The 15,386-nt window shown below is 56.9% G+C and carries 19 protein-coding genes; 9 read left to right on the forward strand and 10 right to left on the reverse strand.

The genetic code is table 11. The features are described 5' to 3' along the window. Nucleotides 1–58 precede the first annotated feature (58 nt). Nucleotides 59–184: a hypothetical protein gene (locus COL8621_RS19350; protein WP_268875506.1), complete on the forward strand. Its 126-nt coding sequence runs from the start codon at nucleotides 59–61 to the stop codon at nucleotides 182–184. Between the two features lie 7 nt (nucleotides 185–191). Here the strand turns inward: COL8621_RS19350 and COL8621_RS02875 are convergent, their stop codons facing one another. Together COL8621_RS02875 and trxB are read right to left on the reverse strand one after the other, a co-directional pair. Further along, nucleotides 192–1,901 carry a bifunctional sulfate adenylyltransferase/adenylylsulfate kinase gene (locus COL8621_RS02875; protein WP_093965816.1) on the reverse strand — a complete coding sequence of 570 codons (1,710 nt, stop codon included), beginning with the start codon at nucleotides 1,899–1,901 and terminating at the stop codon, nucleotides 192–194. Nucleotides 1,902–2,198: 297 nt separating this feature from the next. Beyond that, nucleotides 2,199–3,140 (reverse strand): thioredoxin-disulfide reductase, encoded by a 942-nt coding sequence (gene trxB, locus COL8621_RS02880; protein WP_176438422.1) that lies wholly within the window; start codon nucleotides 3,138–3,140, stop codon nucleotides 2,199–2,201. A 189-nt stretch (nucleotides 3,141–3,329) separates the two neighbouring features. On the opposite strand from trxB, the gene COL8621_RS02885 reads away from it, so the two are divergent. Next, on the forward strand, nucleotides 3,330–3,830 hold the full coding sequence (locus COL8621_RS02885) for an Lrp/AsnC family transcriptional regulator (RefSeq protein ID WP_093965818.1): 501 nt from the start codon (nucleotides 3,330–3,332) through the stop codon (nucleotides 3,828–3,830). A gap of 2 nt (nucleotides 3,831–3,832) precedes the next feature. Here the strand turns inward: COL8621_RS02885 and COL8621_RS02890 are convergent, their stop codons facing one another. The 5 genes from COL8621_RS02890 to lgt form a co-directional block, all read right to left on the reverse strand. Next, a complete protein-coding gene (locus COL8621_RS02890) occupies nucleotides 3,833–4,618 on the reverse strand; it encodes a Hint domain-containing protein (RefSeq protein ID WP_093965819.1) in 786 nt (261 codons plus the stop codon). Nucleotides 4,619–4,906: 288 nt separating this feature from the next. Beyond that, nucleotides 4,907–5,041 (reverse strand): hypothetical protein, encoded by a 135-nt coding sequence (locus COL8621_RS19355; protein WP_268875507.1) that lies wholly within the window; start codon nucleotides 5,039–5,041, stop codon nucleotides 4,907–4,909. A 161-nt stretch (nucleotides 5,042–5,202) separates the two neighbouring features. Beyond that, the gene (gene pgeF / locus COL8621_RS02895) at nucleotides 5,203–5,958 is read right to left on the reverse strand and encodes a peptidoglycan editing factor PgeF (RefSeq protein WP_093965820.1); all 756 of its coding nucleotides are present in this window, start codon (nucleotides 5,956–5,958) and stop codon (nucleotides 5,203–5,205) included. Next, a complete protein-coding gene (locus COL8621_RS02900) occupies nucleotides 5,955–7,019 on the reverse strand; it encodes a class I SAM-dependent methyltransferase (protein ID WP_235823712.1) in 1,065 nt (354 codons plus the stop codon). The genes pgeF and COL8621_RS02900 overlap by 4 nt, the downstream gene beginning before the upstream one ends. Next, nucleotides 7,016–7,903 (reverse strand): prolipoprotein diacylglyceryl transferase, encoded by an 888-nt coding sequence (lgt, locus tag COL8621_RS02905; protein WP_093966884.1) that lies wholly within the window; start codon nucleotides 7,901–7,903, stop codon nucleotides 7,016–7,018. The genes COL8621_RS02900 and lgt overlap by 4 nt, the downstream gene beginning before the upstream one ends. A 97-nt stretch (nucleotides 7,904–8,000) precedes the next feature. Between lgt and COL8621_RS02910 the strand changes: the two genes are divergently transcribed. Then, on the forward strand, nucleotides 8,001–8,246 hold the full coding sequence (locus COL8621_RS02910; RefSeq protein WP_093965821.1) for an accessory factor UbiK family protein: 246 nt from the start codon (nucleotides 8,001–8,003) through the stop codon (nucleotides 8,244–8,246). A 109-nt stretch (nucleotides 8,247–8,355) separates the two neighbouring features. Here the strand turns inward: COL8621_RS02910 and COL8621_RS18955 are convergent, their stop codons facing one another. Then, nucleotides 8,356–8,805, reverse strand: a complete 450-nt coding sequence (locus tag COL8621_RS18955) for a hypothetical protein (RefSeq protein ID WP_141137810.1) — start codon at nucleotides 8,803–8,805, stop codon at nucleotides 8,356–8,358. A 115-nt stretch (nucleotides 8,806–8,920) separates the two neighbouring features. On the opposite strand from COL8621_RS18955, the gene COL8621_RS02920 reads away from it, so the two are divergent. From COL8621_RS02920 to COL8621_RS02940, 5 genes are all read left to right on the forward strand, one after another. Next, on the forward strand, nucleotides 8,921–9,577 hold the full coding sequence (locus COL8621_RS02920) for a hypothetical protein (protein WP_141137811.1): 657 nt from the start codon (nucleotides 8,921–8,923) through the stop codon (nucleotides 9,575–9,577). Nucleotides 9,578–9,817: 240 nt separating this feature from the next. Further along, nucleotides 9,818–10,321: a type III secretion system chaperone family protein gene (locus COL8621_RS02925; protein ID WP_093965824.1), complete on the forward strand. Its 504-nt coding sequence runs from the start codon at nucleotides 9,818–9,820 to the stop codon at nucleotides 10,319–10,321. Between the two features lie 165 nt (nucleotides 10,322–10,486). Then, nucleotides 10,487–11,308, forward strand: a complete 822-nt coding sequence (proC, locus tag COL8621_RS02930) for a pyrroline-5-carboxylate reductase (protein WP_093965825.1) — start codon at nucleotides 10,487–10,489, stop codon at nucleotides 11,306–11,308. Further along, entirely contained in the window at nucleotides 11,305–11,643 is a 339-nt protein-coding gene (locus COL8621_RS02935; protein ID WP_093965826.1) for a tRNA-binding protein, read from the forward strand. Before proC ends, COL8621_RS02935 begins: the two co-directional genes overlap by 4 nt. Then, nucleotides 11,643–12,599: a 2-hydroxyacid dehydrogenase gene (locus COL8621_RS02940; RefSeq protein ID WP_093965827.1), complete on the forward strand. Its 957-nt coding sequence runs from the start codon at nucleotides 11,643–11,645 to the stop codon at nucleotides 12,597–12,599. The genes COL8621_RS02935 and COL8621_RS02940 overlap by 1 nt, the downstream gene beginning before the upstream one ends. Here COL8621_RS02940 and COL8621_RS02945 read toward each other — a convergent pair. Continuing rightward, entirely contained in the window at nucleotides 12,596–13,174 is a 579-nt protein-coding gene (locus COL8621_RS02945; RefSeq protein ID WP_093965828.1) for a thymidine kinase, read from the reverse strand. The two genes, COL8621_RS02940 and COL8621_RS02945, sit on opposite strands and share 4 nt — an antisense overlap. Nucleotides 13,175–13,586: 412 nt before the next feature. Here COL8621_RS02945 and COL8621_RS02950 point away from each other — a divergent pair, with 412 nt between their 5' ends. Continuing rightward, nucleotides 13,587–14,042, forward strand: a complete 456-nt coding sequence (locus COL8621_RS02950; RefSeq protein WP_093965829.1) for a hypothetical protein — start codon at nucleotides 13,587–13,589, stop codon at nucleotides 14,040–14,042. A gap of 64 nt (nucleotides 14,043–14,106) precedes the next feature. On the opposite strand, the gene COL8621_RS02955 is transcribed toward COL8621_RS02950, so the two are convergent. Next, nucleotides 14,107–15,339 (reverse strand): DEAD/DEAH box helicase, encoded by a 1,233-nt coding sequence (locus COL8621_RS02955; protein ID WP_235823714.1) that lies wholly within the window; start codon nucleotides 15,337–15,339, stop codon nucleotides 14,107–14,109. Nucleotides 15,340–15,386: the final 47 nt, after the last annotated feature.

Here is a 15,386-nt window from a genome sequence, read left to right on the forward strand (position 1 = left end):
AACGCCGCAAATGCCCAGTACCACGCTGAAATATATGCGTAAAAAACGGGACGCCTGATTGGCTGAACCTGCAAGGGGCGCGGCGTTGATCCGCCCTCAGTTTTTCCGCGTTGCAGCAGGCGGCGGATGGCAGAACGAAAAACGCCCCAGCCAAGCGGCCGGGGCGTTCTTAATTTCGGGTTAATCTAGGCTTAGTTGCCTGCGATCAGGCCCATTGCTTCCAGCTTCAGCAGAACCTGATGCGCGCAGTTATCAACGTCCACGCCTTCAGTATCCACAACCAGCTCTGCGTTTGCGGGCTCTTCATATGGGTCCGAAATGCCGGTAAACTCTTTGATCTTGCCTTCGCGCGCAAGCTTATAAAGGCCCTTGCGGTCACGGCGTTCACACTCTTCCAGCGATGTCGCAACATGCACTTCGCAGAACGCGCCATAGGCTTCGATCATTTCACGAACCGAACGGCGGGTTGAAGTGTAAGGCGCAATCGGCGCACAGATCGCGATACCACCGTTTTTGGTGATTTCGGATGCGACGTAACCGATACGCTTGATGTTGATGTCGCGGTGCTCTTTCGAGAAGCCGAGTTCGGACGACAGGTGCTTACGCACCACGTCACCGTCCAACAGCGTCACAGGGCGACCACCCATTTCCATCAGCTTGACCATCAAAGCGTTCGCGATGGTGGATTTGCCGGAGCCGGACAGGCCGGTCAGGAATACGGTGAAACCCTGCTGAGCGCGTGGTGGGCGTGTCTTGCGCAGTTCTTTCACCACTTCGGGGAAAGAGAACCACTCTGGAATATCCAGACCTTCGGCCAGACGACGACGCAGTTCCGTGCCCGAGATGTTCAGGACAGTAACGCCTTCTTCGATCTCATCCGCAGGTTCGTATTGTGCGCGTTCTTGCACCCAAACCATGTGTTTGAAATCGACCATTTCGATGCCCATTTCCTCTTGATGCTCGCGGAACAGTTCCTGAGCGTCATAGGGGCCATAGAAATCTTCACCGGCAGAGTTTTTACCGGGGCCAGCATGGTCACGACCAACGATGAAGTGGGTCACGCCGTGGTTCGCGCGGATCAGACCGTGCCAAACAGCCTCACGCGGGCCAGCCATACGCATGGCAAGGTTCAGCAGGCTCATGTTGGTGGTCGCTGCTGGGTACTTGTCCAGAACAGCTTCGTAGCAACGCACGCGGGTAAAGTGATCAACGTCGCCCGGCTTGGTCATACCAACAACGGGGTGGATCAACAGGTTTGCCTGCGCTTCTTTCGCGGCACGGAACGTCAGTTCCTGATGCGCGCGGTGCAGCGGGTTACGCGTTTGGAACGCAACGATGCGGCGCCAGCCCAGCTTGCGGAAATAGGCGCGCAGTTCGTTTGGCGTGTCGCGGCGACCGCGGAAGTCATAGTGAACGGGTTGCTGAATGCCGGTGACCGGGCCACCAAGGTAAACAGGGCCAGCAGAGTTGTGCAGATAGTTCACCGCAGGGTGGGCCAGATCGTCAGCACCAAAAACCTTTTCGGCTTCTTTTGCTTTGTTTGGCTTCCAGTTGTCGGTGACGGACATGATCGCCAGGATCACGCCTTCTTGGTCGCGCAGGGCGATGTCTTGGCCAACTTCAAGGCCAGCCGCGAATTCTTCGGAAACATCCAGGTTGATGGGCATCGGCCAAAGCGAGCCATCAGCAAGGCGCATGTTATCAACAACGCCGTTGTAATCTTCTTCGGTCAAAAAGCCTTTCAGCGGGTTGAAGCCGCCGTTCATCAGCAATTCAAGATCGCAGATTTGGCGCGGTGTCAGATCCCAGCTGGGCAGATCGCCAGCTTCGTCTTTCAGTTTCAGCGCGCTTTCATGGGAAACGTACAACTCCGGGATCGGAGCAAGGTTGTTCATCGACATGTCATCAACTCGATTTTGTGTGTCGTTAAAATTTTGGCTGCACCCCACTCGGGCACAGCCGCTTCGATCCAGCCCAACTCGGACAAGACCATACAGGCGGGGCCTAGACCGGTTTGGGTTATAATATCAAGCTTGATGAGGGCTTCGTTTGCAGTTGCGGCAAAAAGGTTGCGGAATCGCGATGACCCAGAAAAGCGTTCTGGGAACGCAACGCATTGAAGAACATTAGTAAATTGCCCGGATTAGGCAGTTGGGGGCCAGCGGCGGGGAATTTTCCGCCGCTGATCCCCTAAAGTGTTATTCGTTCTCGGCCAAAAAGCGTTCTGCTTCCAGCGCGGCCATACAGCCCATACCGGCCGAGGTGACGGCCTGACGGTATTTGTGGTCCGTCAAATCGCCCGCCGCAAATACGCCGGGGATAGAGGTTTCGGTGCTGTCAGGCTTGGTCACGACATAGCCGCCCATGTGGGTTTCCAGCTTGTCCTTCACCAGTTCGGATGCCGGCGCGTGGCCGATTGCAACGAAAAAGCCCTTACATGGAACTTCGGTGATTTCGCCGGTTTTGACGTTCTTGGCGCGTACACCTTCAACGCCCAATGGGTTCTCGCCGCCGACAACCTCTTCGATCGAATGATCCCACAGGATTTCGACTTTGGGGTTCTTGAACAGACGATCCTGAAGGATCTTCTCCGACCGCAGGGTATCGCGGCGGTGGATCAAGGTAACCTTGGACGCGAAGTTTGTCAGGAACAGCGCCTCTTCGACGGCTGTGTTGCCACCGCCGACAACCACGACCTCCATGCCGCGATAGAAGAAGCCGTCGCAGGTGGCACAGGCCGAAACGCCGAAGCCTTTGAATTTCTCTTCCGATGGTAGGCCAAGCCATTTCGCCTGTGCGCCCGTGGCAAGGATCAGCGCGTCACATGTATATGTGGTGCCGCTGTCGGATGTCGCCGTGAACGGGCGCTTTGACAGATCCAGCGAACTGATGTGATCCGAAATGATTTCGGTGCCCACGGCGCGGGCATGCTCTTCCATCTTGATCATCAGGTCGGGGCCCTGAATCTCTGTCTCACCGGGCCAGTTTTCGACTTCGGTGGTGATGGTCAGCTGACCGCCGGGTTGGATGCCTTGGATTAGCAACGGTTCCAGCATGGCACGTGCGCCATAAACCGCTGCGGTATAGCCTGCCGGGCCGGACCCGATGATCAGAAGTTTGGTATGGCGCGTGTCGCCCATGTCTGGCCCTTTCAAAAACTGCTTATCGGTCGATATAGCGATGCCGGACGGCCCGTAAAAGGCCCTTCACGAACCGGTGCACAGAGAAAAACGCTGAACTAGAGGTGTTCAAAAAGTTGCGCAAGCGCGAAATATTATTGCGCTCCCACTAGCACCTTCGTATCATCTGCAAAATTTCTGGAGAGCCGAATGTCTGGGTCCAAACTTGATCCCATCGATCGCAAAATCCTAGCTGAGCTTCAGGCTGATGGGCGCATGACCAACGTTGAGTTGGCCAAGCGCGTGGGTATTTCTGCGCCGCCATGCCTGCGCCGCGTCCGTACCTTGGAAGAGGCCGGGTACATTCGGGGATACCATGCGGACGTGGATTCGCGCGAGCTGGGCTTTGAGGTTCAGGTCTTCGCGATGGTCGGTCTGCAAAGTCAGGCCGAATCCGACCTGTCGGCTTTCGAAGCACGCTGCCGCGACTGGCCGCTTGTGCGCGAATGCCATATGCTGAACGGCGAGGTGGACTTTGTTCTGAAATGCGTCGCGCCTGACCTATCGACTTTTCAAAGCTTTCTGACTGAACAGCTGACTTCTGCTGACAATGTGGGAAGTGTGAAGACGTCGCTGGTTATTCGCTGCGCGAAGGACGAACCCGGCGTACCCTTTGATGTGCTAGAGGCCCGCCTGACCAGCGCGTCGTAAAGTTACCCAGCCTGAAGTGTATTCAACTCGAACGCGGTTAGGCGCGGGTAGGGGGCTGGGCCAAAATCCTCAATCGACTTGATATGTGGGAACAGGCTTAGGAACAGCTCAAGCTCGTCGTTGTCCATCAGTGCTTGACCGTGCGGACCGGGATGAAAGCTTTCTGTTTCTACCCCGTTGGCCAGGATGATCTGCTGCCCATCCAGCACAAGGTGATAGACCTTAACGGGCGCGACTGAACGCATGGCGAAAATGCTATCGCCGTCGATCATGGCGCGGGCTGGGGCAAGGGCGCTGGGGCGGTCAAAAAGCTGACGACAGCCCGCATGTTGAAACATGATGCGTGCCCTTGGGCCAAGGATCAAATCGGGCGAAGGGCGCGCCATGCCCAAGCTATCGCTGGCAAAGCGGATCAGCGGGCGGGTTTCATCAAACCGTTCGGATGAGATGATCGTAGACCCGATCCAACGAAGCGGCTGTGGCCCATTGTCGGCTGTTTCGATCAGCATACCGGGCGCAAGATCTTCGATGGCGACTGGCCCATCGGGCGTCGCGATCAGCGAACCGCGCGCGAACCCTTCGAACGCATCCGAGATAAACGGCGACGCAGGTGCAGAAATTGAAAGCTTTTGGATTGTACCGGAAGACGTGTGGCCGACGATCTCATATCTGCGGGCTTGAGGCAAAGCACCATGAGGTCGTCGGCCGAAACGTTCTGACGTAGTTTGGCCTGTTGAGGCCCGAGGCGCCACCGCGAGGCCTGCGGCAGCAAAATGAGGGTCTTCCATGCGAACAGTTCCTTAGATCTGGTCACATCTGCATCGGCCCCCACCGATGAAACTTGCAGAGGTGTTTCGTTAAAAACGTAACTGCCCTATGCGCCTTAATATTGTCAAAAAGAATCTACCAATAAGCAAGGGGAATAGGTAAAATACATGCATATTTTGCGTATTGTTTCCAGATTGACCGCCAATCGCGCCCTAATCACTTCGGAAATGTGGCGAATCAAAAACCCCGAGCGAATGCCCGGGGTGATTCCGTCATAAAGGGCGACATGCGCCCGATTGGTCTAGGTATCAGTTGCTTGCGACGCGAAGCAGGGGGAGGGCTTCTGTCTCTTCGGTGCGGCTCTCACGCGCCCAAGGTAGCTTGACCTCAGTCTTCGCAGTTTCTTCCAAAACCGAAGTCATCCAGCGGCGTTTGTTCTGCATATCAATCACTCCTGAATGTGCCGGGTGCCTCAGTTGGCGTTTGGCGCGGTGTTTGGGCGAGTCGCCCCGTTGATCACAATCTCGCCCACGATTGGGCCGTAGTGACGCCGGGAATGTGACCACTTGAAGTCAAGTTAAGGAGGAATTGTGGCGGTCAGGCTCTAAAGCCGAATAACCGAAATTAACCGACCATAATCGGCCTCTCCGGCGTGGGTCGTGCGGCGGTATGAAAAGAACCGTTCCGGGTCGGAATAGGTGCAATGCCGCGTCCATGTCGCCTGCCCAACGCCAGCTTCGCGCAGGCGGTGCAGCCCAAAGGCTGGCAGGTCAAATTGCATTTTGCCACCTTCGCCGCCTGCAAAGAAGCGCCCGTAGGCTTGGTCTTCGTCTAGAAATGCTTCCAGAAACTCTGGGCCAACTTCATAGGCGCGCTGACTGATGGTGGGGCCCACGACGGCCGTGATGTTTTCACGTGTCGCGCCCAGCGTCTCCATCTTTTCTACGGTGGCCTCAAGCACGCCAGACAGCGCGCCTTTCCAGCCTGCGTGGGCCGCGCCAACGACCCCAGCGGTTTGATCTGCAAAGAGGACGGGCTGGCAGTCTGCCGTCAGAATGGCAAGTGCAAGCCCCGGCGTTGCAGTCACGATACCATCAGCGGGCGGGCGCTGCACCGCAGGGTCATCCACAACGATCACATCGGCGGAATGCACCTGATGCACCGATACCAGCGCATCAAGTTCCACGCCCATGGTGCTGGCGACCCGGCTGCGATTGATCTTAACAACCTCGGTTAGGTCAGAAGAGCCGACACCACAGTTCAGCCCCTTAAACACACCAGACGAAGCACCGCCGCGGCGGGTGAAAAAGCCATGGCGGATAGGTGACAATGCATCTGAGGTCAGAATTTCCAAAGTCATGGTGCGAATCCCGGTGGTGTGGGCGAGCCCTTGGGGTGCAGGGCAAGTGTTTTGAAGAGCGTTCCCATTTCCTGCGGGTGGGTCAAGCGGCGATGTGCAGAGATGTGGCTTTCAAGCGGCTTCCCGATCATATTTCGCGCCAGCGCCTGCGCACGAGCGGTGATGCCAAGCCGTTCCAACAGCATGCCTTGGCCGATCATCGTCGTGTGGGCAACGCCCTTGGCGGCCACTGCCAACGCCTCAAAGTCCACATGGGCTGTCAGATCTGCATCGCCAACTTGGGTCAGCGGGTCGATGACCTTGTGCGCCTTAAGTGCTTGGAACGTATCGCCAAGCGAGCGCCAATCGCCATAGTCGATAAACAACGCCACGCCACCATTACCTTCGATACGTTCGGCGATTTGTTCGACAATCGCGGTGGCGCTGGGGCAAAGTTCGACGATGTCGCCGGGATTGGTGTCATCTAGTCGATGATCCAGCGCCGCGATCGGTGCTGGCGCGGAAAGACCCTTGGCCAAGATGCCGTCGCTTAGCGTCACCTGCACTTCGCGCCAACCATTGATGTCGCGGTGGAACTGGCGAATGGGAAGCGCATCAAAGAATTCATTCGCAACCAGATAAAGTGGCGCATCGGGCAGTTGGGAAACATCGTCCAGCCAGTTGACCTGATAGGCGGCCAGATTTTCCTGCTGTACCTTTCGCAAGGTGGGGGAGGCTTCGATCAGGTGGACGTTCGCGGCGGCATGAAACCCCGGCACACCGGCGGTCGCGCGCAGGATGTCGGCCATAAGGGTTCCGCGCCCCGGTCCGGGCTCTGCCAAGGTGAAATTGGCCGGTTGCCCCTGATCCACCCACGTCTGCGCCAGAAACAGGCCCAACATCTCGCCGAACATCTGGCTGATCTCGGGGGCGGTGGTGAAATCACCTGCGGTGCCAAATGGGTCGCGCGTGGCGTAATACCCGTGTTCGGGGTGAAGCAGGGCGTCTGCCATAAAATCGGCAAGCGTGATTGGCCCCGTCGCTGCGATGCGCTGGGCTAGCATATCGGCAAGCTTGCTCACGCTCGTCGCCGTGCGATGATGATCAGCGCGACCCCCAAGGCGATCATAGGAAGCGATAGAAGTTGGCCCATCGTCACGCCAAAGCCGTTGGAGTGGATGATAAACCCAATTAGGTTTTCGGGTGTGATGAACTGGGCATCTGCTTGGCGGAAGTATTCCACAAAGAAGCGTGAAGCACCGTAGCCGATGAAAAACACGCCCGCGATTTGGCCGGGCACCTTTAGCCAGCCGCGCCGGTAGACAAGGAACAACAGGATCGCGCCAAGCAACAGCCCCTCTAACCCCGCTTCGTAGAGCTGAGAGGGGTGGCGCGCACACGGCCCTTCCCAGCCCGGTGGGCAAATCTGTGCGCGAGGGTCCGGGAAAACAAAAGCCCAAGGCACGTCAGACGGGCGGCCCCAAAGCTCTGCGTTTACGAAGTTGGCCAATCGCCCCAGAAGCAGGCCAAGCGGTGTCACGATTGCAAGGGCATCAGCGGCGGACATCAGTGTGATTTTGTTCTTTCGGCAGAACAAGAACAGCGCAGCCATGACACCCAAAAGTCCGCCGTGGAAGGCCATGCCGCCATTCCACAAAATCGGAATTTCCAGAGGATTTTCCAAGTAATACGCTGGCTTGTAAAACAGCACAAAGCCAAGCCTGCCGCCGATAATCACACCTAGGATCACCCAGGTCAAAAGCTCTTCAACTTGTTCGGCCGTCATCGGGGCGCGGTTATCCGGCCACAACCGTTCGGCGCGCATCAAACGGACGACAAGTCGCCATCCGGCCAGAAGGGCAACGATATATGCCATCGCGTACCAGCGAAGCGCAAAGTCAAAACCGAAGATAGAGATCGAAAAGATCTCTGAGCTGATATCGGGGAAGTTCAGGATTGCCTGCATGATGGCCCCTCTTTTGCGTCGCGCTGCGTCGAAGTCAACCTTGAGCTTCCCGTCTGCGCAGCCCATATAGATACCAAATGTAACGCCGGAGGGTCCAATGCAGAGCCGGAACAAGTTTTTCGACGATATGTCCCAATTGATGACCAACGCCATGGGTGTTGCACAAGGTGCCAAGGGCGAGGCTGAAAATGCTTTTCAAAGCATGATCGACCGCTGGTTGGCAGATCGTGATTTCGTGACACGCGAAGAGTTCGACGCAGTGCGCGCGATGGCGCAAAAAGCACGCGAAGAAAACGAATCGCTGAAAGCCCGGCTGGACGCGTTGGAAGCGGCGTCTAAATAATCGGGGTGTCGGGCGTGCCCATATTTGGGCACGCCGTCCCCTTCCGAGATACAACTCGGCACAACTTTTACTGAACTACCTTGTTGAGAACGTCAGGCGCAATCGTCCCTTATTGTTCCTTGGTTTGTGCTGTCAGGTATTCTGAAATCTCTGTTAGAACACCGTCTGCATTAAGGGCTGTCAGCTCTTCCAGAATGTCTTCCAACGTGCGGGAAAATGCAGAAATGGCAAAGTCGCGCATTTGTGCGCTGTCGTTGCAGTGCATTTGAGCGCGGTAAAGTTCGGCAAAGTGGACGAGCGTCTGCAACTGCGCGAAACGCTCTGCCTGCCTAATTTTTTGTTTGTTCTCTGACGTCGGTTCCAAGTGCATCGAATGGAGAGGTAGATACCTGCCGCGTAGGCCAGTTCGCGGTGGGATCGTGTCTAAGATCGCGGCTTGCAGCATATCTGCGTGTCCTTTCGTCAGCGATCGCAGCCTTCCATGGAAATGTAGAAAGGAAGCGGTAATGGTTTGTTCGGTACCATGCCTGTCGAAGGGCGGCGGTGCCGATTCTATCAATCAGTGCTATCCCTTGCAGTAAGGCACATAAATCTTGCCACCGCAAGACAAATATGCCTTGATTGCGTAATAAGATTTATCCGCCTCGGCATGCGTGCCATTTAGAGGGATGCTATTGAATTCTGCGAAATCCGAAGCTCTTGGCGCGCGTGTGCGTGAACTCGTCGAAGAGGGGTTGGCGAAAAAAGGTGTGTCCGCGCGCCGTGCATCGATGGATGTTGTCGGCCACGACGGGCTGATCCGGGATATTCGTGCGGGTCGCGTCCCCAGCTTTGATCGCCTTGTCAGCCTTTTTGAGTATCTTTCGATCCCCGTAGAGTTTGGCAAACGTCCCGCTGTGCCGGGCGTGTCTGAGGATCCACCGGCAGTCACGACATCCGGCTTCGCCACCCCAGAGGCGTTGCGGGCAGGTTTTCTGCCTTTCCCTTGGCATCGGTCCGCGCGGCAGCGCGGAATGGGGCCTGTGGCGTTTTCATCCGGTTGGTTGGCGCAGTCGGGGCTGATCGCCGAAAATCTTAGTTTCGCGGCCCCGGATAACAAGCAGGGTCTTGTCGCGCTTGTTGATGTCGCAGCGTCACGCAGCGGTGGGCCGGATCTTTGGTGCTTTGTGGAAGGCGGTCAGCCCAAGATTGGCCGCCTGCAATGGCAGGGCAAAGACATTCTGATTGTCACCGACGACACCCCACAGGCATCCGCCCGCGTCCTTGTTGGGCCAGCGCGCGAGGCGCTTCAGATACTGGGGCGGGTTGTCTGGACGGGCACACTGATTTAACCCCCAATCCGGCAAGCGACACAACAGATAGCGGTGGGCCGGTTGGTTTGCCCAACAGTTGGGCTTATCCACAACTTTCTGCGCTGTCGCCAAAGATTCACAAAAAATGTTCTTTACAGCTCATGCCTTTCGGCACACCATATCTAGTAAGGGTATCGGTGCTAAACTGCCGAACCTAGAGCAGGCACCTAAGCATTGTGGGCTGCCACCCGCGATTTGCTACAACCAAAGAGGCCGGGCATGTCACTTTCCGAAGACTTTCATCAGACAGACGAATTGCACCCGATCGATATCGTCGAACATCTTGCAGAACATCATGATTGGGATTTTGACCGCGTAACTGACGACCAGATCGCAATGGCGGTCGAAGGGCAGTGGCGCACTTATTCCATCACGTTGGCTTGGTCGTCCTACGATGAAACTCTTCGCCTGATCTGCACGTTCGAGATGGAGCCGCCAGAGGACAAGCTGCCCAACCTATACGAAGCACTTAACCGTACCAATGACATGTGCTGGGCGGGTGCGTTCACGTATTGGAATGAACAGCGCCTGATGGTTTACCGTTATGGTCTGGTGTTGACCGGTGGTCAGATCGCCAGCGCGGACCAGATTGACCGGATGATCGGTGCCGCCGTCAGCGCATCAGAGCGGTTCTACCCCGCGTTCCAACTTGTGTCATGGACGGATCAAACCCCGACAGAAGCCATGGACGTTGCAATCGCAGAGGCTTACGGGCGCGCCTAAGCGCCAACACTGCGAAATCACCGTTGTTAAGGGCGCCCCTGATGTGGGCGCTCTTTTTGTTTGTGATTGGCGAAGTGTTCATTCGCGGTTCTGAATAAGTCTTCTGCCCATTGATGCCCTTAGCCCACGCGCCTAACCTGCGCGCGAAATGGACCGGGGGACACTATGGATATGAACGACGTCAGCGCGCGCGGGCTGGTATTGCTGGGCTGCGGAAAGATGGGCTCTGCGATGTTGGAGGGGTGGCTGAAAAGCGGCCTACCTGAAGCGTCTGTTTGGGTGAAAGATCCTTACCCGTCTGATTGGCTGACAGGGCTGGCACAGCGCGGGCTGCATCTGAATTCAGATCTGCCAGACGACCCGGCGATTGTTCTGGTGGCGGTGAAGCCGCAAATGATGGACGAGGCGTTGCCGGTTCTTACCCCCCTAGGAAATGGCCGTACTCTGTTTCTGTCGGTCGCCGCTGGCACACCGATTTCGTATTACGAGCGGGTGCTGGGCAAAGAAACACCAATCATCCGGGCGATGCCCAACACCCCAGCCGCCGTTTCGCGCGGAATTACGGCCCTTATCGGCAACCAATTCGCCGACGAAGCGCAGGTTCAATTGGCCGAGGCGTTGCTTTCCGCAGTTGGTCAGACCGTCAGGCTTGATGATGAAGGGCAGATGGATGCGGTTACGGCGGTGTCTGGGTCTGGCCCGGCCTATGTGTTCCACCTAATCGAAACGCTTGCTGCCGCAGGGCAGGCCGAAGGGCTTTCGCCCGAACTGGCCATGAAACTGGCAAAAGCAACCGTGGGGGGCGCTGGGCATCTGGCTGAACAGGCCGCCGGTGATCCAACGCAGTTGCGGGTCAACGTAACCTCGCCCAATGGCACAACGGCCGCCGCGCTTGAGGTGTTGATGGACCCGGAAACGGGCTTTCCGCGCTTGTTGAAACGCGCGGTCAAAGCCGCAGCCGACCGCAGCAGGGAGTTGGGGAAATGACTGAGATCAGCTTCGATGACTTTCTGAAGGTCGATATCCGCGTGGGGCAAATCACCCGCGCCGAACCCTATCCAGAGGCCCGCAAACCCGCGATCAAGCTGTGGGTGGATTTCGGCCCCGAGATTGGAGAGAAGAAAAGCTCGGCCCAGATCACGGCGCATTATGCGCCGGAAACGTTGCCTGGAAAACGCGTGATGGCGGTGGTGAATTTTCCACCCCGCCAGATCGGTAAATTCATGTCAGAGGTTCTGGTGCTGGGTGCGCCTGATGACGCTGGCGAAGTTGTGCTGTTGGTGCCGGACAAAGACGTGCCCATCGGTGGAAGGATGTTTTGATGCAAAAACTGTTTATTACGCGGCCCTTACCCGAAACCGTTTGTGATGCCGCCCGCGAATTGGCGGATGTGACCGTTCGCCAAGACACCTTGCCGCTGACAGAGCCAGAGATGATCGCCGCGCTGACCGACTATGACATTGTATTGCCGACACTGCGCGACATGTTCTCGGCCGACGTGCTGAACAAAGTTGAAGAACCGCGCGCCAAGCTGCTGGCGAATTTCGGCGTTGGGTATAACCACATCGATGCGGATGCTGCGCGGGCCAAGGGCATTACGGTGACCAACACGCCGGGCGCGGTAACAGACGCGACAGCTGATATCGCCTTGACGCTAATCTTGATGACCTGCCGCCGTGCCGCCGAAGGCGAGCGGCTGGTGCGTTCGGGCAAGTGGGAGGGGTGGCACCCAACCCAAATGCTTGGCCAGCACGTGACGGGCAAAACGTTGGGGGTGGTTGGCATGGGGCGCATCGGCAAAGCCATCGCGAAACGGTGCCATTTCGGGTTCGACATGGATGTCGTGTTCTTCAACCGCTCAACCGTTTCGGATGTGGGTGTGCCAGCGACCCAGCTTTCCACAATCGGCGAGGTTGCGAAGGCTGCGGATATGGTCGTCATGGCCGTGCCGGGCAGCCCTGCGACACACCATCTGTTCAGCACCGATGAATTCAACGCAATGAAACCCACAGCGCATTTTGTGAACATCGCCCGAGGCGACGTTGTTGAAGAGGCCGCGCTTATCGCGGCGCTTCAGTCGGGGCGAATCGCGGGCGCAGGGTTGGATGTGTACGAGTTTGAACCCGACGTGCCAGAGGCGCTGCAAGCCCTGCCGAACGTTACCTTGTTGCCGCACCTTGGCACCGCCGCGCTGGAAGTGCGCGAAGCGATGGGGATGCGGGCGGTGGATAACGTGCGCGCGTTTCTAAGCGGGAAAACGCCTGCTGACGTGGTTTAGGTTTCGACGGCCTCACGCCAATGTCGGCGGCAAAGTGAAACGTAAGTCTCATTGCCGCCGATTTGAACTTGCGCCCCTTCGCGCAGCGCATTGCCATCGCCGCCCATGCGCACGACCATTGTGGCTTTCTTACCACAATGGCAAATCGTTCTTACTTCTCGCATTTCATCGGCAAGGGCCAACAAGGCGGCAGATCCGGGAAAAAGTTCACCCCTGAAATCAACGCGCAAGCCGTAACACATCACCGGAATTTTCAGATCGTCGACCGTTCTGGCCAACTGCCAGACCTGCTCTTTTGTCAGAAATTGCGCTTCGTCGATGAAGATGCAGGCGCAGGGGCCATCGGCCAAACGGGCGCGAATGACGGCAAAAAGATCGGTGTTTTGGTCAAAGGTTTCCGCGGCTTCGCCGATGCCAATACGGGACGCGATACGCGCTTCGCCGGCCCGATTATCAAGCTGAGCGGTCAGCAAAAACGTTTGCATGCCGCGTTCACGATAGTTGTAGGAAGCCTGAAGCAGGACAGTAGATTTCCCTGCATTCATAGTGGAATAGTTGAAATAGAGCTTTGCCATGACCCGGTTATTACGTCCAAGAACGCTGCGATCAAGTCTTGGATGCGGGTGGGGGCCATCCCCCGTTGCCAGACAGTCACTGGGACTGCTGGCTTCGGGGTAAAAAACTCAGGCTCGATGACAGGTTGATCTGGGGAAGACAACCGAACCCGAAGAACCGTTTAACATACACACCTTTAACTATGGGACGGGGCCGCTACCATTGATCCGGTCGCCCGGAAGCCTCGTCTCCCATGGACGAAAGGCAGCTGGCCCCCACCACAAACCAACGCTGGGGACGCCGGTTACTCGCACCAATCCCCTTATCCGAGGACTTATTTATATATGACAAATGGCTTCAGGCACATTAATGGGAAAAGGGAGCGGGTATTCCCCGCACGAAATATCAGGACGCAACAGCGGGCAATCAGTGATGGCGGGTGTAGGAAATTACCTTAAGAAACACAGTGAAGCGCTGGTCAAAGACGTGGGAATCGAAGCCGCGTGTACTTTGACAGGGCGATCAAAAGCGACGCTGGGACGCTATTATTCAGATGCGGAGGAGCACGCAGATCGGTTTATGCCGATAGATGCCGTAGCGGCACTTGAGGGTGCAGCACGTTTCCCTCACGTAACCACGGCGCTGGCTGAACTGCAGGGGATAACCCTGTCGTATGACCAGGAACGCCGCAATTCTGAGGGCGGAGGAATCAACTCTGACGTCGTGGCGTTGTCGCAGCGGTTCGCGATGTTGATGGGCGAATACAGCCAGTCGATCGAAGACGGCATTATCACCATCAACGAGGCAAAGCGTTTGCTGCGGGAAACCACAGCCCTACAGCGTGTGCTTTTGGATATGAAATTGCATTTGGAAGAAGAAGCGACCTAATCGCGGCTGCTTTCAATACACAGCAAATGAAATGGGGCGCTCCGAAACGGGCGCCCCATTGTTTTTACGCGGCCATCCGTTGGCCTTTGCCGCCGCGGCCTCGCTGAGGCCGGCGACCACGCCCTTTGTTGCCAGAAGGGCCTTTACGCTTGGGCTTTTGCTCTTCCGCAGGCGGTTGACCGGATGCAACGGGGATAGAAATGCCCATTACCTTTTCGATGCTGCGCAGTTCGCCGATTTCATCAGGCGAACAGAAGGCAACAGCAGCGCCGTCAGCACCTGCGCGCGCGGTCCGGCCAATGCGGTGCACATAGTTTTCGGCCACATTCGGTAGGTCATAGTTGTAAACATGCGCCACGCCGGGAATGTCGATGCCACGGGCGGCCACGTCTGTTGCAACCAGAACTTTGATTTTGCCGTCACGGAACGCTTTCAATGTCCGCTCGCGCTGACCTTGGCTTTTGTTGCCGTGGATGGACCCGGCAGAGAAGCCAGCCGCATCAAGCTGTTTCATCAGGCGTTCACAACCGTGCTTGGTGCGCCCGAAAACAAGCGTCAGCTCGTCAGAATGATCTGCAAGCAGCTGTTTTAGTTTGGCAGACTTTGCGGACTGCTCAACAAAGTGAACGCATTGCGTGACTTTGTCGGCGGCCTTACCCGGAGGGCTAACCTGAACGCGCACGGGGCGATCCAGATAGGTCTGGGCGATTTCATTCATCTGTTTGGGCATGGTGGCCGAAAACAGAAGGGTCTGACGTTCCTTCGGAAGGAACTTAGAAATCTGGCGCAGCGCGTGGATGAAGCCCAGATCAAGCATCTGGTCGGCTTCGTCCAGCACCAAAAAGCCGGTCTTGTTCAATGTCAGGGCCTTGCGGTCGATCAGGTCCAGCAGACGGCCCGGTGTGGCGACAAGGATGTCAGCACCGCGGTTAAGCCGCTTGATCTGGTTGTTGATCGACGCGCCGCCAACAACGCATGCGATGTTGATCGGTGTCTTGGTCACAAAGGTCGACAGGTTATCGGCGATCTGGTTCACCAGTTCGCGCGTTGGGGCCAGAATAAGGGCGCGCACCGATTTCGGATCGGGCTTGCCGCCGTTTTCCATCAGCCCGTGAATAAGCGGAAGGCCAAACGCAGCCGTCTTACCCGTACCGGTTTGGGCAAGGCCCATCAGGTCACGGCCTTCAAGGATGTGTGGAATTGCCTGCGCCTGAATTGGCGTGGGATCAGTAAAACCCTGTGCTTCGAGGGCGGACAAAAGGCGCGGCGCAAGGCCGAGCATAGAGAAGTCAGTCAAGTGACAACCTTTCAAAGGGTGACCGCAGCCACCCGTTAGGGAAGTGC

The organism is Actibacterium lipolyticum (genome assembly GCF_900184935.1).
Lineage (GTDB): Bacteria > Pseudomonadota > Alphaproteobacteria > Rhodobacterales > Rhodobacteraceae > Actibacterium_A > Actibacterium_A lipolyticum.

What these genes read in the sequence shown, in the direction of transcription:
- trxB (WP_176438422.1), bottom strand. Translation starts at nt 3,140, where the DNA reads ATGGGCGACACGCGCCATACCAAACTTCTGATCATCGGGTCCGGCCCG.
- COL8621_RS02945 (WP_093965828.1), bottom strand. Translation starts at nt 13,174, where the DNA reads ATGGCAAAGCTCTATTTCAACTATTCCACTATGAATGCAGGGAAATCT.
- COL8621_RS02890 (WP_093965819.1), bottom strand. Translation starts at nt 4,618, where the DNA reads ATGGAAGACCCTCATTTTGCTGCCGCAGGCCTCGCGGTGGCGCCTCGG.
- COL8621_RS19355 (WP_268875507.1), bottom strand. Translation starts at nt 5,041, where the DNA reads ATGCAGAACAAACGCCGCTGGATGACTTCGGTTTTGGAAGAAACTGCG.
- proC (WP_093965825.1), top strand. Translation starts at nt 10,487, where the DNA reads ATGGATATGAACGACGTCAGCGCGCGCGGGCTGGTATTGCTGGGCTGC.
- COL8621_RS02935 (WP_093965826.1), top strand. Translation starts at nt 11,305, where the DNA reads ATGACTGAGATCAGCTTCGATGACTTTCTGAAGGTCGATATCCGCGTG.
- COL8621_RS02885 (WP_093965818.1), top strand. Translation starts at nt 3,330, where the DNA reads ATGTCTGGGTCCAAACTTGATCCCATCGATCGCAAAATCCTAGCTGAG.
- lgt (WP_093966884.1), bottom strand. Translation starts at nt 7,903, where the DNA reads ATGCAGGCAATCCTGAACTTCCCCGATATCAGCTCAGAGATCTTTTCG.
- COL8621_RS02910 (WP_093965821.1), top strand. Translation starts at nt 8,001, where the DNA reads ATGCAGAGCCGGAACAAGTTTTTCGACGATATGTCCCAATTGATGACC.
- pgeF (WP_093965820.1), bottom strand. Translation starts at nt 5,958, where the DNA reads ATGACTTTGGAAATTCTGACCTCAGATGCATTGTCACCTATCCGCCAT.
- COL8621_RS02950 (WP_093965829.1), top strand. Translation starts at nt 13,587, where the DNA reads ATGGCGGGTGTAGGAAATTACCTTAAGAAACACAGTGAAGCGCTGGTC.
- COL8621_RS02875 (WP_093965816.1), bottom strand. Translation starts at nt 1,901, where the DNA reads ATGTCGATGAACAACCTTGCTCCGATCCCGGAGTTGTACGTTTCCCAT.
- COL8621_RS02925 (WP_093965824.1), top strand. Translation starts at nt 9,818, where the DNA reads ATGTCACTTTCCGAAGACTTTCATCAGACAGACGAATTGCACCCGATC.
- COL8621_RS02940 (WP_093965827.1), top strand. Translation starts at nt 11,643, where the DNA reads ATGCAAAAACTGTTTATTACGCGGCCCTTACCCGAAACCGTTTGTGAT.